Genomic DNA, 17610 nt, shown 5'->3' on the forward strand with positions numbered 1-17610 from the left:
ATCTGACGAGATTAATTCGTTGAAATTAATCTACTTATTTTTGAATTCCACTTTCGTGAAATTCACTCACTCGTTGTTTAGTTTTCAAAGATCAATTCACTCTTTTTTCATCGTCGCATCTCTCAGCGGCGACTTTTATAATATACCATGCTTCGTTGTTTTTAGTCAAGCTTTTTTTAAAATTATTTTTTCAAATCATTTTTATTAGGCTTGGCCACTTGAAGAAGCGATATATAATGTACCACATAATTATAATTGTCGTCAACACTTAAATTAACATTATTTTAAGCGCAAATAACAACGCGACTCCAGGAAGCCCTAATATAAACACTGTACTTAATGTAACAGGATTTAAAGGGATGTACACACTAGCTAAAATTCCCGAATAATTCACGATATACAAACCTAGTGCAGCCAATACAATATGAAACATAAATTTATTAACCCAAGCAAAGCCTATCTTTTTGAAAATAGTAACATACAAAAGCATGACAGCAGAAAATAGCAGAACACCAAGCCAGATCGTTTTCACGACACACCATCCTCCAACGATTTTTCGTTCATCTGAGCCTCGCCATTTACCCAATGTGGATACACTGCCTTCACTGCTCTTAGTCTCATTTGATAACGTCTTTCCGCCGCTTCTAATGTGTATATTGCAATGTCCACTTCTTCTGATTCTTTGGCATTCTGAAAAGCTTGATGGGCTAACTCCCACTCCATCCTCGCCTCCATGACCTCATCATATAGCCTCTGACGCTCGTGCATGATCTGTTGTCTTTGTTTTATAGTAGACATCCGTTTAATCCACTTATGTTTCCACTGCATAGTTTCATTCCCCCTAAATTATAGACACTTATTCCATGTTTATAAAAAGAAGGACAAACTTAGAACATGATTAATATAAAAGTCCCCAATCTAAAATCAGATCAGGGACCTCAAAGACTCTACAAAAATGAGAAATGCAAAAATAATGACTACACATCATTTTTATAGCTCATTATATATATTCTAATATATTATTTTCACTCAATACCTTATAGGTTTCCTGTTATCTCAATGCCATCAGCAATGTTCAACCAAGCTTTTATCCAAGTGACAAACTGATCTAGGAACTTTTGAAGCTCAGGGTCAGAAATAGGCTGACGATCCATCTCCGCAAAAATCCCTGCCCATGCTTCTTTCCTTATCGGATTACCCCAGCAAGGATCAAACATCTCGATTTCCTCTCCGGTTTGCGGGTCGATTAACGGAAATGCTTGATTAAGCGCAGGGCGAATATGGATAAAATCCTCATCATAAATAAACAGCATCTGCTCAGGCTTAATTTCAATGGTATCGTCTACATATAAGGGAGATACCGTAAATCCAATATTTCTATATGGACCTTGATATCGGTAAAGTAGAACTGGGATCGTTTCCTTTGATCTTTTAGACATATGATCACTATCCCCACACTTAATTTGAACCTAGTTTAACTCTCTTCGTCCCTCTAGTGCTTTAGATAATGTGACCTCATCCGCATATTCAAGATCGCCACCAACAGGTAAACCATGCGCGATGCGCGTAACCTTAATCTCAAAAGGTCGAACTAGTCTAGAGATGTACATCGCTGTAGCTTCTCCTTCAATGTTCGGATTGGTTGCAAGAATTAGTTCCTCAACACGCTCATCACTGAGTCTAGTTAACAATTCCTTGAGGCGAATATTATCGGGTCCAATGCCCTCCATGGGAGAAATCGCGCCTTGCAGCACATGGTAATACCCATTAAATTCTTTTGTCCGCTCCATCGCTACTAAATCCTTAGAGTCCTGAATAACACAAATAACGGACGGGTCTCTCGTTTTATCCTGACAAATTCTACAAGGGTCACTATCGGTAATATTACAGCACACAGAGCAATAATGCAGATTACGCTTTACACTAACCAAAGCTTTGGCAAAGTCAATCACATCATCCTCTTTCATATTTAAAACATGGAAGGCGAGTCTTGTGGCTGTTTTGGGACCAACTCCGGGTAAATGAGTAAAGGCATCTATCAATTTGGCAATCGGTTCTGGATAATACAATGGAAATTGGTCTCCTTTATTAAGCGTATAGACGTAAAATTAGAACAAGCCTGGAATCTTCATACCACCTGTAAATTTACCCATATCTTGGTTAGCAAGCTCTTCAGCTTTGTTTAATGCATCATTTACTGCTGTTAGGACAAGGTCCTGTAGCATTTCGATATCATCTGGATCTACAACCTCTGGTTTAATGTTCAAAGAAATAACCTTCTTATGACCATTTACTTGTACAGTCACAACACCGCCACCTGCACTGCCATCAACTACTTTGTCGCCTAGCTCTTCTTGCGCTTTAAGCATTTGCTCTTGCATTTTTTTCACTTGCTTCATCATTTGATTCATATTATTCATAACGTCATCTCCTAATTTTAAAGTATCCTAATCAATATTCTAAACTATATTATAGTGGTTCCTGCTAATGTTTGCATATTTCAGTTCAAAATACATTAAAAACATTTAAATTAATCCTTAAAAACAACTAAGTCCTCACCAAACATTTCAATGGCATCATCCACCCATGGCTTTTCGCTTTTAGGGAGATCATCATCATCATGAGACATCTCAAGCACTGGTGACTCTTGTTGAGTTGAGCTTTTGCCTTGATTCGCCTCTGTCCAATCCTTAAGCATCATGGTCACCAAGCGCATTGGCTTCCCAACATATTTAGATAACACCTGTTCTATCAATTGCTTATTGACTTGTTTTTCAGTCGTTTCTCGATGGATATCATTTTTAAAGGCAACAAGAACGGCATCTTCCCAGTATGACACAGGTTCACCATTCACAAACCAAGCATGAATCGTTACCTTTTCTTCCTTCACACCTTGAAGTATGGCTGACCATTTGTTTTGAATTTCTATAAATTCAGCACTATGCTGATTTTGAATAAACTGGTCAAGTCCACTTGGAAGCTTCGCAACTGAAGATGTCCGTAATGGAGTACTCCGGGTTGGACTCGGTTTAGCGGCTCCTGTTGCAGCAGGGGCTACCCCATTTTGCATAATTTGAGCCAGCTTATTTTCTAGTGCTGCAAGTTGCTCCTTCAATTGTCTCATTTCATCAGAAGTGCCCGATTGCCCTGTATTAGCTGAGGGACTCATGGCTGATTGAGCATCTAGTACCGTCTTTCCTTCCGAAATGCCACACAATTTAAGAAGAGCAACCTCAAACAGCATTTGTGGCTGCAACGCATATTTCATCTCTGTCTGATATTGATTAAGTGTATCAATAATTGAGAACAACTGCTCACGTGAGTAAATTTCAGCCATTTCGGCAAAATCATGTGGATCAAGCACACGTTCAGTTAATTTATCTGAGGCAGGAACCATTTTGATCATTAACAGATCCCTAAAATAGTACAATAAATTTTCCATGCATTTATCAGCACTTTTGCCTTCCTGCATGAAGTCCTCAATCATTTGTAGTACGCCACCAATATCTCCATTCAGCAGCTTTCTAGCTAATTCAGCGAATTGACTAGATGGTATACCTCCTGTCATATTAAGCACTTGCTCATACGTAATATGACCAGCAGTAAAGGAAGAGATTTGATCCAGTATACTTATGGCATCTCTCATCCCACCATCAGATAACCTAGCGATATACCCAATTGCTTCATCGTCGTATTCAATATTCTCCTGCTGGCAAATTCCCTTTAAATGTTCTGTTTGCTCATCAAGGGAAATTCGACGGAAATCAAAGCGTTGACACCTTGAAATGACGGTCGCAGGCAAACGATGAGGTTCTGTTGTTGCCAAAATAAACATGACATGTGGAGGTGGCTCCTCCAATGTTTTTAGTAATGCATTAAATGCCTCTGTCGTCAACATATGAACTTCATCAATAATGTAAACCTTATGTCGCACTTCCGTTGGGGCATATTTCACCTTTTCACGTAAGTCGCGAATTTCCTCAACGCCTCGGTTAGAGGCAGCGTCAATTTCAAGCACATCCATCACTGCACCAGCTGTAATTCGCTTACACGCATCACATTCGTTACAAGGCTCACCTGACATGCCCTGTTCACAGTTGACGGCTTTAGCTAAAATTTTAGCAGCACTTGTTTTCCCAGTACCACGCGGTCCACAAAACAAATACGCATGTGATAGCTTATTTTCACGGATTGCGTTTTGTAATGTCCGTATTATATGCTTTTGACCAACCATGTCCTGAAATCGTTGCGACCGCCAGGCACGGTATAGTGCAATATGCTCCATATGTGGCCCCTTCCTTCTTTCTAAACGGCTTTATCGCCATTCCATTATACTATAATCCACACGCGAGACAAACCTATTATCTACCCTTCCCACAAGGCGAGTCTGCCACTTCAAAAATAGGAGAAGTCCAAAAATATGTATAAAAAAACATCTCTGCCCACAGACAAAGATGTATCCTCACTGAATTCTCAATTAGTAAAAATAGAAATAGTTAAACCGCGCACCTGTTATTGATCATTGTAATCCAAGTGGAACCTCCAAAGCATAACTCGGGACAGGTAACCCTTCGGCACATGAATGGCACTGCTTATGGCTGCTTCCTTCCGGACCTGACCAGGTTCACAGACATCCATTGCGAAGGACCCATCCGTCAACGTCTACCTTAAAGACCAAACCTTACATTAACAAGACCGCTAACAGGAATTCAACCTTGCTACAGCGGATTGCAAGTTACAGGGCACCGCTACCTCCCCGTCTAGCGCGGCAAAGACAAGTATATCTCATGGAACTCGAAAAATCAACCTAACCGGTATGGTTCGTAGTAATAATTAAGCAATTTATATTGGCTCAAATGGCGAAATTATGAAATCAACTCTATTTTTTGTTATAGTAAATAAAGATAGTTTCATAGATTAGCATAATATTTTTTGATTTTAATAAGATAGAGAGGATGACATTCATGAAATCATTTGGCAAGCTCTTATTATGTAGTGCCCTGATTGCCGGCACAATTGTAGGACTTCATCCTACAGACATAAAGGCTGCTGCTCCAACCAAAATTGAGCTAGATAACTACCCACTCACTTTTCCAACAGAACCTATTATTATGCAAGGGACAACGATGGTTCCATTCCGTTCAATCGCCGAAGCACTTAATATTAAAATTACGTGGGATAGCAAGGCTAAAACAATTACTGCGATTAAAGGCCAAGGCGCAAGCAGTGTTCAAGTCAAGCTTACCGTTGGAGAAAAACAAGCAACTGTTAATACCTCAAAAGTAAACTTAGCGGTTCCCCCCGTTGTTAAAAACGGAAATACACTTATTCCATTAAGCTTTTTTAGTCAGCAATTTGGTGCGGAGATAGATTGGAATGCAGCTACTCGTACCGTATCCATCACCTCTCCTAAGGAACGCTTATATACTTTAGGCTTTTATGCTATTCAATCCTTTTCTGATGTAAAACGTGTCCCTACACTAGATGCAGTTGCGTTTGGCTGGAGCCGTATTGATGAAAATGGCGAGTTTACACTCACTGGCAAAGATTTTAAAATGCCACAAGCAGCTGGTGATGTCACAGCGGATAGTTTAGTTTCTGATGCAGCAAGCTCTAGAACAACACCTTATTTAATGGTATATGCTAGCGATACAAAAGGAGAGCTAACTAAAGTAATTGAAAATGCAACTGTTCGCGAAAAAGTTATTGAAGACATCGTCAATGCTGCTACAGATAAAAAGTTCCAAGGGATCTTGTTAGATTTTGAAGGTCTTGGTCTTACTACAGACAAAACAAAAACACGGTCCAGCTTTACGAACTTTGTCAAAGAAATCGCCAAGCAAGCAAAAGGGGCTGACCTTAAATTATCATTAGCTCTTCATCCTTTAAATTCATCTTATCAAGGTTATGATTATAAGTCTCTTGGGCAAATTGCAGATGAAATCATTATTATGGCGTATGATTACACGAACAGCAAAGGCAATCCAGAGCCGATCTCCAAGGTGAATGAAGGCATTCAATTAGCCGTTAAAGAAGCAGGCGCTCAAAATTTAGTATTAGGCTTAAACATGAATAATGAAAATGAGTCCTCCCTACAAGCATTGGTTGGTTTAGCTAAGCGTTATCAACTCAAAGGGATTGCACTATGGCGTCTTGGAATTATTTCTAACGGGGAATGGAATGAACTGAGGGATATTGTGGAATTCAAAAATTAATAAAATTAGTGGCTGTCAACCACTAATTTAAATAGAGAGCCTATATTAAATGATGCTCCACACTAAAAAAGGGGTTTTTCTCACGCTCAGCTAAGCTGAAAACGGAGAAAAGCCCCTTTGACATATATACGAGAAGCTGCCTTATGCAGCGGTACTCATTAGATGCCGTATTTCTTTTTGAAACGATCCACGCGGCCACCAGCATCCAGGAATTTTTGCTTACCTGTGAAGAATGGATGACAGTTGGAGCAGATTTCAACACGTAGGTTTTCTTTAACAGAACCTGTTTCAAAAACGTTACCACAAGCACAAGTTACTGTAGTCAAGTGATATTTTGGTTGAATTGCTTCGTTCATTGACTTTCACCTCTTTCCGCCCTGAGCCTCATGCGTGCACAGAGTTATATAACAATAACGTGATTATAGCATGCCCATTCCCCAAGATGCAATTATAAATAATTAGTTAATTCACGTTATTCTGTACTATTACTTCCAGAATTGGTCACAGTCCGTGCTCTTCTAGGAGCTGACTGAGCTCGAGCAGGTTGAGCTGAACCTTCAGTTACATCAAAGGAAGCTAAAAACTCTTCATTTGATTTGCTGTTTTTTAGCTTTTTAAGGAAGCCTTCTACAAAATCGTAGGACTCATTCATATTTTTGCGAATTGCCCAGATTGTATCAAGCTCTTCTTTTTTCAATAATACCTCTTCACGACGGGTACCTGAACGACGAATATCGATTGCAGGGAAAATACGACGTTCCGCAAGCTTACGGTCAAGGTGTAACTCCATATTGCCCGTTCCTTTAAATTCCTCATAAATAATATCATCCATGCGTGAACCTGTATCCACTAATGCAGTAGCTAAGATTGTGAGACTTCCGCCTTCTTCTACATTACGTGCAGATCCGAAAAACCGTTTTGGACGGTGGAATGCAGCAGGATCAATCCCTCCACTAAGCGTACGTCCAGATGGCGGTACAACCAAATTGTAGGCACGAGCTAAACGAGTAATGCTATCAAGGAGAATAACAACATCCTTTTTATGCTCTACAAGTCTAAGCGCACGTTGAAGCACTAGTTCAGCTACTTTAATGTGATTTTCTGGCAACTCATCAAATGTTGAAGCGATTACTTCCCCTTTCACAGAACGTTGCATGTCTGTTACTTCTTCTGGTCGTTCATCAATTAATAATACAAACAACTCAATTTCGGGATAATTAGTAGAAATACTATTAGCTATCTCTTTAAGTAGCAGTGTTTTACCAGCTTTAGGTGGAGCTACAATTAAGCCACGTTGCCCTAGCCCTACTGGTGCAAGTACATCCATAATACGGGTAGATAAATGATTAGGGGATGTTTCAAGTACAATCTTAGTCTGTGGATAAAGTGGAGTTAACGCAGGGAAATGAAGACGTTCTGCCGCTACTGACGGGTTCTCTCCATTTACAGCATTGACCTGTAACAATCCAAAATACCGCTCATTTTCCTTCGGAGTTCTACATTTACCTGAGACGAGGTCACCTGTTCTAAGATCAAACTTACGAATTTGTGAAGCAGAAATATAAATATCCTCCGCACTAGGCAGGTAGTTGATTGGCCTTAAAAAACCATACCCTTCAGGCAAAATTTCTAATACGCCTTCCATGAACATCAGACCACTGGATTCAGCCTGTGCTCTTAAAATAGCAAAAATTAGTTCCTTCTTTTTCAATTGTCCATAGTATGGAATTTGATGCTGCTTTGCAAGCTTATATAGCTCAGTCAGCTTCATTCCTTCCAGATCGGCAATCTGAAGATCCATAAATAAAACCACCTATTCAATTTTTTCAAATTATCAATTTTTACATTTATAATTGTTTCGCTACTATTATAGCACAAGCTATTCTCAGCTCAATTATGCAAAATCTATAAAGAAGAGTACATGCAGTGGAGTATATCAACATTCAAACACTTTTACCAATTTAGCGAATGATGCTTTCGCATTTTTGGTTTCGTTTACTCCACTGCGACGTGCTCTACAAACTACACCTAATTTTATAGTATATCCATCTTTTCTAGTAAAAAAACTATTCTTCCTGACGCCATACATCCGCACCTAATGCACGCAGATTTGTAACTAAATTATCATAGCCACGATCAATCAGTTCAACACCAGAAATTTCAGTGACACCTTCCTCTACCGTTAACCCCGCAATGACAAGTGCTGCGCCTGCACGCAAATCAGCTGCCTTCACTTTGGCAGAATTCAGTTTGCCACCTTCAATAATAGCAGATCTACCCTCTACCCGGATTTTTGCGCCCATGCGTACTAATTCAGGTACATGCTTAAATCTATTGCTGTACACAAAATCACTAAGAATGCTTACACCTTCGGCTTGGGTTAAAAGGCTGGTCATCGGTGATTGCATATCGGTTGGAAAACCTGGATAGACAAGTGCTTTGACGTCAACATGCTCATAGCGAGAAGCCCCAATAACTCGAATAGACTCATCAAGCTCCTCTACCGTTACACCCATTTCAATTAGCTTAGCAGTCAGTGCTTCTAAGTGTTTAGGAATGACGCCATCTACCAAGACGTTACCTCTCGTTGCAGCAGCAGCAATAAGGTAGGTGCCTGCTTGAATGCGGTCGGGAATAATTGAATGACGACAGCCCTTCATTTCCTTTACACCTTCAATACGAATCGTTTCTGTACCTGCTCCTTTGATGCTTGCACCCATAGAGTTAAGCAATGTAGCAACATCAATAATTTCAGGCTCCTTGGCCGCATTTTCAATCGTGGTTGAACCTTTGGCTCTAGCCGCCGCTAACATAATATTAATCGTTGCACCTACACTGCTAACATCCAAATAAATTTTAGCACCCTTTAATTCTTTGGCGTGTAAATGAATAGCACCATGCTCATTCGTTACGGTAGCACCTAATGCCTCAAAACCTTTAATGTGTTGATCGATGGGTCTAGGTTCAAAATTACACCCACCTGGTAATCCAATCGTTGCCTCGCCAAAACGTCCAAGCAAAGCGCCCATCATATAATAGGAAGCACGTAGCTTTTTCACGGGTCCATTTGGCATCGGTATTGAACGAATACGGCTAGGATCGATGATGATCTGATTATCAGACCATTCTACACTCGCTCCTAACTCCTCTAATATTTCTGTATATACAGCAACATCGCTAAGACGTGGTAGATTGTCCAGAATAACGGTTGACTCTGCTAAAATCGCAGCAGGCAACAACGCAATCGCACTGTTCTTTGCTCCACTAATCTGTACAACTCCCTCTAATGGGCGTCCACCACTAATCATTAATTTTTCCATATAATAAAGATCCCCCTGAAGCCAAATACATAGACTTATCGTTGTGTTTAAAATTAAATTCAAGGATTCTTATACATAATAACATTTCTGAACACAAATAGGAAAGACGCCAGCATCTTTGCCGACGTCTTTCCTATTTGTATAGCTACTTATAGTTAGGTTAAACCGTGATATTAGGCTTTATTGTTTGAGCCAAACTCGCGAATTTTACCAATTACAGTTTCTTTAATTGCTTCACGTCCTGGTTGGATAAATGTACGAGGATCGTAAGCATCTGGTTTAGCAGCAAGCACTTCACGAACAACTTTCGCGAATACAACTTGGTTTTCAGTGTTTACGTTGATTTTGGAAGTACCAAGAGAGATTGCTTTCTTGATATCATGCTCAGGAATACCAGTTCCACCATGAAGAACAAGTGGAAGCTTAATAGTATTACAAATTTCTTCCATTTCTTTGTATCCAAGATTAGGCTCACCATGGTAAGGACCATGAACGGAACCAAGCGCTGGTGCCAATGTATCAATTCCAGTTGCAGAGATTGCAATACAATCTTCTAGTTTAGCATACATAATGCCGCCAATAACGTCATCTTCTTGTCCGCCTACAGTACCTACTTCAGCTTCTACAGACACGCCTTTAGCATGGGCATATTCAACTACTTTTTTAGTAATTTCTACGTTTTCTTCGATTGGGCTATGAGAAGCATCAATCATTACAGATGTAAATCCAGCATCGATAGCTTCTTTACATTTGTCAAAGCTTGAACCATGATCAAGATGAATAGCAACTGGAACAGTAATTTTAAGGTCATGCATAAGACCTTCTACCATTTTAACTACAGTATAGAAACCGCTCATGTGACGAGCAGCGCCTTCAGATACACCTAAAATAACTGGTGATTTCTCAGCTTCTGCTGCGTTTAAAATTGCTTGTGTCCATTCAAGGTTGTTAATGTTGAATTGACCTACAGCGTATTTTCCCTCAAGTGCTTTGTTCAACATCTCTGTCATTGATACTAATGGCATGGTTCCATCCTCCTAAAGGTGTTGGTTTTTTCTTATAAAATAGCCGACATTCACACTTCGTTATTATAACACAATCCAAGACAAATACTAAACAAGCTTTAATATTATTTACAAGAAAAAAAGCTCACACTAAAAAGAGGTAATCCTTTCCTTCAGTCAGGACTTAGATGTACCTCGTTACCTTAAATCGTTCCTCCACCCATAAGGTGATTATTTACAGCCAAACGCATCTCATCAATATCAAAAGGTTTAGTAAAATGCATCAGCGCACCAAGATCTGTCGCTTGTTTAATCATATCAAGTTCGCCATAGGCAGTCATCATAATGACCTTGATGTCAGAGTTTATTTCTTTAATATGCTTAAGAATTTCGAGTCCATCCATACCGGGTATTTTCATATCCAGTAGAACAAGATCTGGAGCCTCATTCCTTACAATCTCCAGCGCCACTTTTCCATTAGGAGCTTGCATCGTTGTATAACCTTCACTATTAAAAACTTCCATTAACAATATCCGAATTCCGTTCTGGTCATCTACAATCAACACTTTCTTGTCTTTCACAAAAGTCTCCCCCCCTACAGTCGCACCTAAATATACTTAGATGAATAATAAATTCGCTCTAGAACATAAAATCCCTTCTGATCTGGAAAAAAGATACTGTTTCTTCTACAATTTCCGCATACAAAAAAGCACCCCAAATGAATGATTACTCTCATTTAGGGTGCTGTATATTTTTAATCATCTACCAAAAAGCCATGTCGGTACTTACCGCCAAGCCTTAGGATAGGTGAGTAATAGACGCCTTCACGAACTCGCGGAATAACGGTTGTGGACGATTTGGACGTGATGTAAATTCTGGGTGGAATTGTACTGCCAAAAACCAAGGATGATCTGGCAATTCTACAATTTCAACTAATCGACCATCTGGTGATGTTCCTGAAATACGCAAGCCTGCGTTTTCTAATTGTTCACGATATGCATTGTTGAATTCATAACGATGGCGATGTCTTTCATACACAAGCTCATCATTGTAGCATTGCATAGCTAAAGAACCTTCTTGTAGCTTACAAGGGTACAAGCCAAGACGCATCGTACCACCCAAGTCCTCAATATCCTTTTGTTCTGGAAGAAGATCGATAACAGGATACTCTGTAGAAGGATTAATTTCAGAGCTATTCGCGCCATTTAGTCCTACTAAAGAGCGTGCCGCTTCAATAACAGCAACCTGCATTCCAAGACAAATACCAAAAAATGGGATATTACGTTCGCGAGCATAACGAATCGTAGAAATTTTACCTTCAATCCCACGATCACCAAAGCCACCTGGTACTAAAATTCCGCCGATTCCTTTTAAATATTCATCCACGTTCTCATCGGTAATATCCTCTGCATTAACCCAGCGAATTTTCACCTCAGCATTTGCATCAAAACCAGCATGAGATAAGGATTCAACTACACTTAAATAAGCATCATGCAGAGCAACATACTTACCTACGATTGCAATTTCTACAGTTTTTTCAAGCTTTTTAACACGATTAACAAGACTTTCCCACTCGGTCATGTCAGGGGCAGGTGTTGTTAATTTAAGATGGTTAACCACAATTTCGTCTAAACCTTCTTCACGTAAATTCATAGGAATTTCGTACAACGTGTCTGCATCACGACATTCAACCACTGCATTTTTGTCTATATCACAAAATAAAGCAATTTTAGCCTTCATATCATCAGATAATTCATGCTCAGTACGGCAAACAATCACATTAGGTTGAATACCAATACTACGTAATTCCTTTACACTGTGCTGTGTTGGTTTCGTTTTTACTTCACCTGCAGCTTTAATATATGGAATCAGCGTAACATGAATATACATCACATTATCGCGGCCGATATCACTTTTAATTTGGCGAATCGCTTCAAGGAAAGGCAAGCTTTCGATATCACCAACAGTTCCACCAATCTCCGTAATAACCACATCAGAGCCAGCTTCACGTCCTGCACGATACACACGTTCTTTAATTTCATTTGTAATATGTGGAATGACCTGTACTGTACCACCTAAGTACTCTCCACGACGTTCCTTGCCGATTACAGAAGAATAAATTTTACCTGTCGTTACGTTGCTGTTTTTGGATAGATTGATATCAATAAATCTTTCATAATGCCCTAAGTCAAGATCCGTCTCCGCGCCATCATCCGTAACAAAAACTTCCCCATGCTGATAAGGACTCATTGTCCCAGGATCAACATTCAGATAGGGATCAAATTTCTGGATAGTAACCTTCAGACCTCTGTTTTTAAGCAGTCTACCAAGGGAAGCTGCTGTAATCCCTTTACCGAGTGAGGACACAACCCCGCCTGTTACGAAAATATATTTTGCCACAGTGTAAAAACCTCCTACATAAATTATCATATGATTCAGGCGACTTTAGATCCTTAGCGTAACCCAAATTGAAGCAATTAAAGCAAAAAAACAAAAAAAGTGACACCCGAATAGGTCGGGGCACTTTTATTAAAAAAAATTATAGTTATAGGTTAAAATCTCATAAGCCCATGCAATAGTTTACCCGTTAGCATAGCCTCTGTCAAGTAAGAACACGAGCTTATAAAACAATCCTATGGCAGAAATGTTAACCTTATTTGTCGTAATCTTCTTCCTCATAATCTTCGTCTTCTTCATCTTGCTCTTCTTCATCGTCTGAGAGCTCATCATCGACAAGATCTTCATCAATTTCTTCATCATCAATTAAGGAATCGTCTTCTACATCCTCAATATCTTCATCTTCAATCTCTTCGTCTTCATCTGTAAATAATTCATCTTCATCATCCACAGAATCAAATCCATCGTTATCCGCAGTAAACTTCTTCTCAACCTCATCAGAGAAATCATCATCCTCAACATCATCATTAATGATACGAGGACGTTTCGAAGAGCTCACAGGATCCTCAGAACGTTCAATTGGATACCAACGTTTAAGACCCCAAAGATTAGCACCAACACATGCAAATCTGCCGTCGATATTGATTTCCGTATATAATTCCGCAATTGCCTCTTGGGATTGTTCTTCAGACATTCCACGAAGCTTAGCTACTTCTTTCATTAGGTCACGATAATAATACGGGGTATTTGCAGCTTTCAAGACCATAAAGGCCAAATCAACCATAGGAATTTCTAAAGCTCTTTCCTGATCAATGTTCAAATTGAGTGGTGTACTCACTGACAGACACTTCCTCTCACACAAAGTTCAAAGTCACTTACATTTCCTTACTTATTCATATCACACCTAAGTAAACCTTATTTGAAATGAAAAAGCAAGTTCTATCATAAACAAAACCAAGCGGCTTGGCTATCCTTAATGCAAAATTTTTTTTCTATTGTGAATTTAAACATAAAAAAGTCGCCCTTCTACAGGTGTTATGCTGCAAAAGGACGACTTTCTGACTGTATCCTTCCCTTAGCAAGACTTTAACCTCACGAAGGGATAGAGCAAATTTGCTCTCTATTTATGTTATGACCGTAAAGCGTATTTGACACGCAAGTTACAAGCCTATATTTTTGTTTATTTAGCGTTTTCACATTAAGTGCCTATTTCCTCTAAAAAGGGCCCCTTCCCAAGCCACAAATCAATCCTTGTCATACTATACTGCATACTTCGTCAGGAGGGGCTGCCATTTATGGACTACTCCGTATTCCTCCAATATTTAAATGATCATATCGATACCTCCGGAAAAAACGGACGACACATTATTCGATTTTCAAACAAAAGGCAATTTTTAGATTGTATACAAGAGCTTTATAGACTAAAGGGCAAATATACCGCTTTAAAAAACATACGCATCATATCCCTGCTTCAAGCCTTGGTATGCCCATTAACGAAGGCGGCAATGCTTTCGAGTGAAAAAGGAAGCTTTAAAATTGAAAAGGATGCTCGTATTAAAGAAATAACAACCTCTAACGGCAAAGAGCCTAAGCCTAACATTCCGTGGGGGGTAAAACGAATTGGTGCTCCAGCCATGTGGTCCCGCTCTACTGGTTATGGTGTCCGAATTGGGGTCATTGATACTGGAATCGACTATAATCACCCTGATCTTAAAAATTCAGTAGCTAAAGGGGTCAATATCATCAACCCAGCCTCACTACCCTACGATGATAATGGACATGGGACGCATATTGCAGGCACAATTGCTGCAGCAGGGGGAATTCAAGGCATGATTGGAGTTGCTCCACGTGCCATGATTTATCCTGTAAAATCATTTAGCTATGATGGCTCAGCCTACGTCTCTGATATTATTTTAGGAATAGACTGGTGCATTCGCAATAAAATGCATGTCATTAATATGAGCTTTGGGATGAAAAGTAGAAGTAGTGCTTTACAAAGCATCATAAAAAAAGCATATAGCGAAAATATTGTCGTTGTAGCCTCAGCAGGAAATGACAAAAAGAATCGCACTGTCGATTATCCAGCCAGATATCACCAGACAATATCAGTAGGTGCAACAGGACGGAATGGCAAAATAGCTAGCTTTAGTAATCGAGGACCCCATATTGATTTATACGCACCCGGAGAGCGTGTGCATTCCTCTTGGCTTGGTGGTGGCTATCGTGAGATGAGCGGAACCTCTATGGCAACCTCACATGTTAGTGGCACGATTGCCTTATTGTTATCCCTGAAGCCCGGACTTAAACCCGATGAGATTAAACGTCGATTACGCCGAGCTTCACGTCCAATCGGACACAACAATAAGACTAAAACATCTATTGGCGAGGTATGTGCAACTCGTATATTTAAAGTGCCTAAGTAAGATTCTATTAGCTAAAATTCAATAAAAAGGACAAAAACACCCTCCTTCATAAAAAGGAGGGCGTTTAAAATTACATGCGATCTGGCGCAGACACACCAATTAATGTCAATACATTTTTAATGGCTGTACGCACAGCACCTAGCAATGCTAAACGAGCAAGACTTTGCTCCATATCCTCTGTAATGACACGTTCTGCACGATAATAGCTGTGTAATAACGAAGCTAGCTCATACACATAACGGACTAAACGATGAGGAGCGTAAAGAGAAGCCGCAGCACTAATTTCTTCTGGAAGCTCTCCTACCTTACGAAGCAAATCATATTCATGCTCTGTAGTGAGCTTATTAAAGTTAATTTTGTTAATGTCATCAATCGTAATGCCCTGTTCTTCAGCTTGACGGAAAATGCTACAAATCCGAGCATGTGCATATTGCACGTAAAATACAGGGTTGTCATTTGAAGTCGAAACCGCTAGATCCATATCGAAATCAAGATGGGAATCCATACTACGCATCGTAAAGAAATAACGAATCGCATCTACGCCTACCTCATCCATCAGATCTACCATCGTTACCGCCTTGCCTGTCCGCTTAGACATTTTAACCTTCTCACCATTTTGGAACAAGCTTACCATCTGTGCGATCAATACGGTTAGCTTGTTAGGATCTTTGCCTAACGCCTCCATCGCTGCACGAATCCGAGGCACATAACCATGATGATCTGCTCCCCAAATGTTAAACATGCGGTCATAACCACGTTCGTATTTATCACGATGATAAGCGATATCTGGTGTTAAATATGTATACGTTCCGTCATTTTTCACCAATACACGATCCTTATCGTCGCCATAATCTGTTGTTCTTAGCCATGTCGCACCCTCATGCTCATAAACTTGTCCTTTGCTTTTCAGCTCTTCTAAAGACAATTCAACCTTTTTATTCTCATAAAGAGATGTTTCACTAAACCAAATATCAAAATCAACACGAAATCGAGCTAAGTCGCGTTTGATTTTATTTAATTCCTTTTCCAATCCAAATTTACGGAGGAATTCCATTCGAGCTTCCTCTGACATTTGCAGAAGTGCTTCCCCTTGCTCTTCAATTAACTCCTTAGCAAAACCTTTAATGTCTTCACCATGGTAACCATCCTCAGGCATTGGAACGTCCTGACCAAGTGCTTGTAAATAACGCGCTTCAATAGATTTGCATAAATTCACAATTTGATTGCCTGCATCATTAATGTAGTATTCTCGTGTCACATCATAACCAGCAAAATCAAGAATGTTGCACAATGCATCTCCTACTGCCGCACCACGAGCATGACCTAAATGTAAGCTTCCTGTCGGGTTAGCACTTACAAACTCCATCTCAACCTTTTGACCTGCGCCATCCTCTACACGTCCATAACGATCATTTTGTTCATACACCTGTTTAATAACGGGATACAAATAGCTTTTACTTACTGTAAAGTTGATAAAACCTGGACCAGCAATTTCAGCACGCTCAATGCCTGCTTTAGCTAAATCCATATGCTTGATAAGTTCCTCTGCAATTTGTCTTGGGTTCCGCTTGGCAATGCGGGTAAGCTGCATCGCTGCATTTGTAGCGAGGTCACCGTGCGCCTTATCCTTTGGGACTTCTAATGTAATCGTTGGGACTTCCTCTAATGACGCTAAACCAGCCGCAACAATTGCATCACTAATTGCCTGTTTTACATCTAAGTTTAGTTGTTCTAATGGACTTATTGTCATGATTTCACTTCCTCCTGTATATGTAAACTATTAATGAAGTTTCCGTTTAGCTCTTCATACACATACAAATCATACACCCATGCAATCTTTAGTTCGTTTCCATGATTGTGGATTTCTAGCTTATCGGTCTGTGTAGACAGATTAAAGCTTGTGTATGGCGAACGATAAAACCCTGGACAACGCTGCTCAGCAATAAAGCTTTGCTCCGATTCAACGCTGCCATGGCGAATTATTTTCAGACTATGATCAGAAATTTTAAGTAATGTACGAACTTGTCCTTGATGTGGCGTTGATTGCTCTTCTGTATACTGAACATAACAGGTATTGCCTTTCACCTGCATTACCCCATCAAACTGCGCTCTAGTGTGCTCAGATCCCTGCTGACTCACAATTTGGATAAGAACCTTCTTTTTCTCTGACATAACTAGTATAATCCCCATTCCCTCAAATACTCACAGGTATTTATTATACCGTTAGCACCCTTGTAATGCCATATCTATC

The 17610-nt window shown here is 39.8% G+C and carries 17 protein-coding genes and 1 other RNA gene; 2 read left to right on the top strand and 16 right to left on the bottom strand.

Annotation, left to right across the window (positions count from 1 at the left end; all coding sequences use genetic code 11):
- Positions 1-268: 268 nt before the first annotated feature.
- From J2Z32_RS20960 to ffs, 7 genes are all read right to left on the bottom strand, one after another.
- Positions 269-532 (bottom strand): pro-sigmaK processing inhibitor BofA family protein, encoded by a 264-nt coding sequence (locus tag J2Z32_RS20960; protein WP_342453986.1) that lies wholly within the window; start codon positions 530-532, stop codon positions 269-271.
- Positions 529-828, bottom strand: coding sequence for a DUF2508 family protein (locus J2Z32_RS20965; protein ID WP_210091157.1), 300 nt, complete (start codon positions 826-828; stop codon positions 529-531). Before J2Z32_RS20965 ends, J2Z32_RS20960 begins: the two co-directional genes overlap by 4 nt.
- Before the next feature lie 209 nt (positions 829-1037).
- The gene (locus J2Z32_RS20970) at positions 1038-1439 is read right to left on the bottom strand and encodes a hypothetical protein (protein WP_210091158.1); all 402 of its coding nucleotides are present in this window, start codon (positions 1437-1439) and stop codon (positions 1038-1040) included.
- A 30-nt stretch (positions 1440-1469) separates the two neighbouring features.
- Complete coding sequence (gene recR / locus J2Z32_RS20975; protein WP_210091159.1) at positions 1470-2069, bottom strand: recombination mediator RecR; 600 nt, start codon at positions 2067-2069, stop codon at positions 1470-1472.
- A gap of 39 nt (positions 2070-2108) precedes the next feature.
- Entirely contained in the window at positions 2109-2420 is a 312-nt protein-coding gene (locus J2Z32_RS20980) for a YbaB/EbfC family nucleoid-associated protein (protein WP_210091160.1), read from the bottom strand.
- A gap of 110 nt (positions 2421-2530) precedes the next feature.
- Positions 2531-4285: a DNA polymerase III subunit gamma/tau gene (dnaX, locus tag J2Z32_RS20985; RefSeq protein ID WP_210091161.1), complete on the bottom strand. Its 1755-nt coding sequence runs from the start codon at positions 4283-4285 to the stop codon at positions 2531-2533.
- Positions 4286-4501: 216 nt separating this feature from the next.
- Positions 4502-4769, bottom strand: an RNA gene (ffs, locus tag J2Z32_RS20990) — signal recognition particle sRNA large type.
- Between the two features lie 195 nt (positions 4770-4964).
- Here ffs and J2Z32_RS20995 point away from each other — a divergent pair.
- On the top strand, positions 4965-6215 hold the full coding sequence (locus J2Z32_RS20995; RefSeq protein WP_210091162.1) for a stalk domain-containing protein: 1251 nt from the start codon (positions 4965-4967) through the stop codon (positions 6213-6215).
- A gap of 158 nt (positions 6216-6373) precedes the next feature.
- Here the strand turns inward: J2Z32_RS20995 and rpmE are convergent, their stop codons facing one another.
- From rpmE to rpoE, 7 genes are all read right to left on the bottom strand, one after another.
- A complete protein-coding gene (gene rpmE, locus J2Z32_RS21000; RefSeq protein WP_210091163.1) occupies positions 6374-6571 on the bottom strand; it encodes a 50S ribosomal protein L31 in 198 nt (65 codons plus the stop codon).
- Between the two features lie 116 nt (positions 6572-6687).
- Entirely contained in the window at positions 6688-8016 is a 1329-nt protein-coding gene (rho, locus tag J2Z32_RS21005; RefSeq protein ID WP_210091164.1) for a transcription termination factor Rho, read from the bottom strand.
- Between the two features lie 265 nt (positions 8017-8281).
- Positions 8282-9535, bottom strand: a complete 1254-nt coding sequence (locus tag J2Z32_RS21010) for a UDP-N-acetylglucosamine 1-carboxyvinyltransferase (protein WP_210091165.1) — start codon at positions 9533-9535, stop codon at positions 8282-8284.
- Between the two features lie 173 nt (positions 9536-9708).
- Entirely contained in the window at positions 9709-10560 is an 852-nt protein-coding gene (gene fba, locus J2Z32_RS21015) for a class II fructose-1,6-bisphosphate aldolase (protein ID WP_210091166.1), read from the bottom strand.
- A gap of 182 nt (positions 10561-10742) precedes the next feature.
- Complete coding sequence (locus tag J2Z32_RS21020) at positions 10743-11120, bottom strand: response regulator (protein WP_210091167.1); 378 nt, start codon at positions 11118-11120, stop codon at positions 10743-10745.
- Positions 11121-11337: 217 nt separating this feature from the next.
- Positions 11338-12939 (bottom strand): CTP synthase, encoded by a 1602-nt coding sequence (locus J2Z32_RS21025; protein ID WP_210091168.1) that lies wholly within the window; start codon positions 12937-12939, stop codon positions 11338-11340.
- A 253-nt stretch (positions 12940-13192) separates the two neighbouring features.
- Positions 13193-13774: a DNA-directed RNA polymerase subunit delta gene (gene rpoE / locus J2Z32_RS21030; RefSeq protein ID WP_210091169.1), complete on the bottom strand. Its 582-nt coding sequence runs from the start codon at positions 13772-13774 to the stop codon at positions 13193-13195.
- A gap of 457 nt (positions 13775-14231) precedes the next feature.
- On the opposite strand from rpoE, the gene J2Z32_RS21035 reads away from it, so the two are divergent.
- On the top strand, positions 14232-15359 hold the full coding sequence (locus J2Z32_RS21035; protein ID WP_210091170.1) for a S8 family peptidase: 1128 nt from the start codon (positions 14232-14234) through the stop codon (positions 15357-15359).
- A gap of 70 nt (positions 15360-15429) precedes the next feature.
- Here the strand turns inward: J2Z32_RS21035 and argS are convergent, their stop codons facing one another.
- Together argS and J2Z32_RS21045 are read right to left on the bottom strand one after the other, a co-directional pair.
- Positions 15430-17109 (bottom strand): arginine--tRNA ligase, encoded by a 1680-nt coding sequence (argS, locus tag J2Z32_RS21040; RefSeq protein ID WP_210091171.1) that lies wholly within the window; start codon positions 17107-17109, stop codon positions 15430-15432.
- Complete coding sequence (locus tag J2Z32_RS21045) at positions 17106-17531, bottom strand: YwiB family protein (RefSeq protein ID WP_210091172.1); 426 nt, start codon at positions 17529-17531, stop codon at positions 17106-17108. The genes argS and J2Z32_RS21045 overlap by 4 nt, the downstream gene beginning before the upstream one ends.
- Between the last annotated feature and the right edge of the window lie 79 nt (positions 17532-17610).

The organism is Paenibacillus turicensis (assembly GCF_017873435.1).
Classification (GTDB): Bacteria; Bacillota; Bacilli; order Paenibacillales; family Paenibacillaceae; genus Fontibacillus; species Fontibacillus turicensis.